The following is a 5,192-nucleotide window of genomic DNA, read 5'->3' as shown; positions in this document are numbered from 1 at the left end:
CACCAAGCACCTGCGGCTGGTCAAGGGCAGCCACATCGTCGTGCCGCGCTGCTTCGAGCACGACCATGCCTACATCTTCCAGAACCCCGACAAGCGCATCATCTTCGCCATCCCCTACGAGCGCGACTTCACGCTGATCGGCACCACCGACCAGGAACTGCACGGCGATCCACGCGGGGCCAAGATCGCCCCCGACGAGATCGCCTACCTGTGCGAGCAGGCCAGCCGCTACTTCACGCGGCCGGTGCGGCCAGAGGAAGTCGTGTGGACCTACTCCGGCGTGCGGCCGCTGCTGGACGATGCGGCGGGCGATCCGTCTGCCGTCACGCGCGATTACCTGCTGGAAACGCAGACCGGCGCGGCGCCGCTGCTTTCAGTCTGGGGCGGCAAGATCACCACCTTCCGCAAGCTTGCCGAAGAGGCGGCGGACGAGGTCGGCGACATGCTGGGCGAGCGCCGCAAGCCGTGGACCGAAGGTGCCTTTTTGCCCGGCGGCGACCTGCGCGAATGGATAGGCCCACCGCAGCGGCCGGACACCGATTTCGAGCGCCTGGTGCAGACCATCGGCCAGCGCCACCCGTGGTTGCCACGTGAGCTGACGCGCCGGCTGGCGCGCGCCTACGGCAGCCGCATCGGCCTGGTGCTGGGCAAGGCCGAGTCGCTGGCCGAGCTGGGTGCCGAGGTGGCGCCTGGCCTGCATGAGGCCGAGCTGCGCTACCTGGCCGAGCACGAATGGGCCCGCAGCGCCGACGACGTGCTGTGGCGCCGCAGCAAGCTCGGCCTGCACCTGAACGAAGACGCACGCCAACGCGTGCTGGACTGGATGACGAAGTACATGAACGAACAGCCGCAAGCCAGCAGCGCGGGGGTCACATGCAGCTGACGCTGGACAAGATCAGCCAGCGGGTCGGCCCGCAGACCTGGCTTTACGAAATGAGCATCGCGCCCAAGCCCGGCGCGGTCACCGTGCTGCTGGGCGCGACGCAAGCCGGCAAGACCACGCTGATGCGGCTGATGGCCGGGCTGGACAAGCCCACCACCGGCCGCGTGCGGGTGGACGGCGCCGACGTGACCGGCAAACCGGTGCGCGAGCGCGACGTGGCCATGGTCTACCAGCAGTTCATCAACTACCCTTCGATGACGGTCTACGACAACATCGCCTCGCCGCTGAAATTGAGCGGCAAGCCGAAGGCAGAGATCGACCGCCGGGTGCGCGAGCTGGCCGCCAAGCTGCACATCGAGGTCTTCCTGGACCGCCTGCCCGCCGCGCTTTCCGGCGGCCAGCAGCAGCGCGTGGCACTGGCCCGCGCGCTGGCCAAAAACGCCCCGCTGATGCTGCTGGACGAGCCGCTGGTGAACCTGGACTACAAGCTGCGCGAAGAGCTGCGCGAAGAGCTGACGCAGCTGTTCGCCGCGGGCGATTCGACCGTGGTCTATGCCACCACCGAGCCGGCCGAAGCGCTGCTGCTGGGCGGCTACACCGCGGTGATGGACGCCGGCGAACTGCTGCAATACGGCCCCACCGCCGAGGTCTTCCACCGCCCCGCTTCGCTGCGCGTGGCAAGGGCCTTCTCCGACCCGCCGATGAACTTGCTAGAAGCCGTGCCGGCCGAAGGTGGCGTGCGCGTGGGTGGCAAGGAAGTCTGGCCGCTGACCTTGCCCACCGGCACTTCGAGCAGCTTCACGCTGGGCTTGCGTGCCAGCGCGGTGCGCGTCACCACACGCCCCGGCGACCTTGCGTTGCCGGGCCGCGTCGAACTCGCCGAGCTGTCCGGCTCGGACACCTTTGTGCACGTGCACACCGCCGTGGGCGAACTCGTCGCGCAGCTGACCGGCGTGCACGACTTCGAGCTGGGTGCCAACGTGACGCTGCACCTCTCGCCGGCACAGCTCTACTGGTTCGGTGCCGATGGCGCGCTGCTGCGGGCCCCCGCGGCCCGGGGGATCTGACATGGCCAAGATCGAACTCGACCTGGCGCACGCCTACCGGCCCAACCCCAAGCAGGACAGCGACTATGCGCTGCTGCCGCTGAAGATGACGTTTGACGACGGCGGCGCCTATGCGCTGCTGGGCCCCTCGGGCTGCGGCAAGACGACGATGCTGAACATCATGTCCGGCCTGCTGGTGCCTTCGCAGGGCACGGTGAAGTTCGACGGCCAGGACATGACACGGGCCACGCCGCAGCAGCGCAACATCGCCCAGGTCTTCCAGTTCCCGGTGATCTACGACACGATGACCGTGGCCGAGAACCTGGCCTTCCCGCTGAAGAACCGCAAGGTGCCGGCGGCGCAAATCCAGCAGCGCGTCGGCCAGATTGCCGAGATGCTGGAGATGAGCCACCAGTTGAACATGCGCGCCGCGGGCCTGAGCGCCGACCAGAAGCAGAAGATCTCGCTGGGCCGTGGCCTGGTGCGGCCGGACGTGTCGGCGGTGCTGTTCGATGAGCCGCTGACCGTGATCGACCCGCACCTGAAATGGCAGCTGCGCCGCAAGCTCAAGCAGATCCACCATGAGCTCAAGCTCACGCTGATCTACGTCACGCACGACCAGGTCGAGGCGCTGACCTTTGCGGACCAGGTGGTCGTGATGTCGCGCGGCATGGTGGTGCAGCTGGGCACGCCCGAGGCCTTGTTCGAGCGGCCGGCGCACACCTTCGTGGGCCACTTCATCGGCTCGCCGGGCATGAACTTCCTGCCGGCGCAGTCGCAAGGCACCCAGCTGCAGATTGCCGGCCAGTCGCTGGCAGCGCCGCGGCCCTTGCCGGCTGGCGCGCTGAAGCTTGGCATCCGGCCGGAGTACCTGGGGCTGGACGTGGTGGGTGCACCGGGCACGCTGCCCGCCAAGGTCAAACAGGTACAGGATATTGGGACGTATGTGCTGGTGACGATTGAAGCGGCCGGCCAGTCGCTGAAGGCGCGGCTGTCACCCGACGCCGTGCGGCCCGAGGTCGGCAACGCGCTGGGCATCCAAGTGGTGGGCGCACATACCTGCTTCTATCAAAACGAGGAGTTGGTGGCATGAGCGCGACCACAAAACCGGTGAACCAGAAGGCGTGGTTCCTGATCCTGCCGGTCTTCATCTGCGTGGCCTTCTCGGCCATCCTGCCGCTGATGACGGTGGTGAACTACTCGGTGCAGGACATCATCTCGCCCGAGCGGCGGGTGTTCGTCGGCACCGAATGGTTTGCCTCGGTGATGCGGGACGAGGACCTGCACGCCGCGCTGTGGAACCAGCTGCGCTTCTCGCTGGCTGTGCTGGCGGTGGAGCTGCCGCTGGGCATTGGCCTGGCGCTGGCGATGCCGGCGCAGGGCTGGAAGTCTTCGGCCACGCTGGTCATCGTCGCGTTGTCGCTGCTGATCCCTTGGAATGTCGTGGGCACCATCTGGCAGATCTTCGGCCGCGCCGACATCGGGCTGATGGGCTACGGCCTGGCGCAACTGGGCATCGACTACAACTACACCGGCAACGCCACGCACGCCTGGCTCACTGTCCTGCTGATGGACGTGTGGCACTGGACGCCGCTGGTCGCGCTGCTGGCCTTCGCCGGCCTGCGCAGCATCCCGGATGCGTATTACCAGGCCGCGCGCATCGACGGCGCCAGCAAGCTCGCGGTTTTCCGCTACATCCAGCTGCCGAAGATGCGCGGCGTCTTGATGATCGCGGTGCTGCTGCGTTTCATGGACAGCTTCATGATCTACACCGAGCCCTTTGTGCTCACCGGTGGCGGCCCCGGCAATGCCACCACCTTCCTCAGCCAGTACCTGACGCAGAAGGCGGTCGGCCAGTTCGACCTGGGCCCGGCGGCGGCGTTCTCGCTGATCTATTTCCTGATCATCCTGCTGTTCTGCTTCGTGCTCTACAACTGGATGCAGCGCGTGGGCCAGGCGCAAGAGGAGACCGGCCATGAATGAATCACGCTTCCAGAAGCGGACCTTGCTGCTGATCGCCTACCTGGTGTTTGCGCTGCTGCCCATCTACTGGATGGTCAACATGAGCTTCAAGACCAACCAGGAGATCCTGGCCAGCTTCAGCCTGTGGCCGCAGCACTTCACCTGGGACAACTACAAGCTGATCCTGACCGACGAGAGCTGGTACTCGGGCTACGTGAACAGCATGATTTACGTGGCGATGAACACCGCCATTTCGCTGACGGTGGCGCTGCCCGCCGCCTACGCCTTCAGCCGCTACAGCTTCTTGGGCGACAAGCATGTGTTCTTCTGGCTGCTGACCAACCGGATGACGCCGCCTGCGGTGTTCCTGCTGCCCTTCTTCCAGCTCTACACCACCGTGGGCCTGATGGACACGCACATCGCCGTGGCGCTGGCGCACCTGCTGTTCAACGTGCCGCTGGCGGTGTGGATCCTGGAAGGTTTCATGTCGGGCATTCCGCGCGAGATCGACGAGACCGCCTACATCGACGGCTACAGCTTCCCGCGCTTTTTCCTGACCATCTTCCTGCCGCTGATCAAGGCGGGGGTGGGCGTGGCCGCCTTCTTCTGCTTCATGTTCTCGTGGGTGGAACTGCTGCTGGCGCGCACGCTGACCAGCGTCAATGCCAAGCCCATCGTGGCGACGATGACGCGCACCGTGAGCGCCAGCGGCATGGACTGGGCGACGCTGGCCGCCGCAGGTGTGTTGACCATCGTGCCGGGCGCGATCGTGATCTGGTTCGTGCGCCACTACATCGCCAAAGGTTTTGCGATGGGGAGAGTTTGAGATGCTGGATTGGATGGTTTGGACGACACCCGTTGCGGTGTTTTTCTGCTGCATCGCGCTGATGCTGGTCGGCATGACGCTGTGGGAGATCAAGTCGCCCACGGTGATGCGCAAGGGCTTCCTGCCGATTGCCACCACGCGCGGCGACCGGCTGTTCATCGGGCTGCTGACGGCGGCCTACATCAACCTGGCGTTCGTGGGCAGCGCCGGCTGGTTGGCAGAGGTGCTGAAGCTCGGCAGCGAGCCCAGCGTGTGGATCAGCTTCGTGTTGTCGATGGGCGCGCTGGCGCTGATCATGCGGCGCGGCTGAAGAGTTTCGTGTGTGAGTGACCCGTTCTACAAGAGGAGACAAATGATGATGAGCAAGTTGCGCATTTCGACCCTGGCGCTCGCTGCGCTGGCCGCCCTGGGCAGCCATGGCGCCTGGGCAGGCGAGGCCGAGGCGAAGAAGTGGATCGATGGCGAATTCCAGCCT

Annotated in this window: 6 protein-coding genes; all 6 read left to right on the top strand. The window is 65.9% G+C overall.

The features are described 5' to 3' along the window. Positions 1-883 (top strand): glycerol-3-phosphate dehydrogenase (gene glpD / locus FKP22_RS20495; RefSeq protein WP_141289546.1); only part of this gene is annotated, 883 nt, incomplete at its 5' end. Continuing rightward, positions 874-1,950, top strand: coding sequence for an ABC transporter ATP-binding protein (locus FKP22_RS20490; protein ID WP_141289545.1), 1,077 nt, complete (start codon positions 874-876; stop codon positions 1,948-1,950). The genes glpD and FKP22_RS20490, both read left to right, overlap by 10 nt. A 1-nt stretch (position 1,951) precedes the next feature. After that, positions 1,952-3,022 carry an ABC transporter ATP-binding protein gene (locus FKP22_RS20485; RefSeq protein WP_141289544.1) on the top strand — a complete coding sequence of 357 codons (1,071 nt, stop codon included), beginning with the start codon at positions 1,952-1,954 and terminating at the stop codon, positions 3,020-3,022. After that, positions 3,019-3,912: a carbohydrate ABC transporter permease gene (locus tag FKP22_RS20480; RefSeq protein ID WP_141289543.1), complete on the top strand. Its 894-nt coding sequence runs from the start codon at positions 3,019-3,021 to the stop codon at positions 3,910-3,912. The genes FKP22_RS20485 and FKP22_RS20480 overlap by 4 nt, the downstream gene beginning before the upstream one ends. Continuing rightward, positions 3,905-4,717 carry a carbohydrate ABC transporter permease gene (locus FKP22_RS20475; protein WP_141289542.1) on the top strand — a complete coding sequence of 271 codons (813 nt, stop codon included), beginning with the start codon at positions 3,905-3,907 and terminating at the stop codon, positions 4,715-4,717. The genes FKP22_RS20480 and FKP22_RS20475 overlap by 8 nt, the downstream gene beginning before the upstream one ends. Before the next feature lies 1 nt (position 4,718). Continuing rightward, complete coding sequence (locus FKP22_RS20470; protein ID WP_141289541.1) at positions 4,719-5,027, top strand: DUF2160 domain-containing protein; 309 nt, start codon at positions 4,719-4,721, stop codon at positions 5,025-5,027. Positions 5,028-5,192: the final 165 nt, after the last annotated feature.

It is taken from the genome of Ideonella azotifigens (assembly GCF_006519715.1).
GTDB lineage: Bacteria > Pseudomonadota > Gammaproteobacteria > Burkholderiales > Burkholderiaceae_C > Ideonella > Ideonella azotifigens.
Note: the sequence above shows the minus strand (reverse complement) of the source record. Positions and strands in the feature narration are given on the sequence as shown.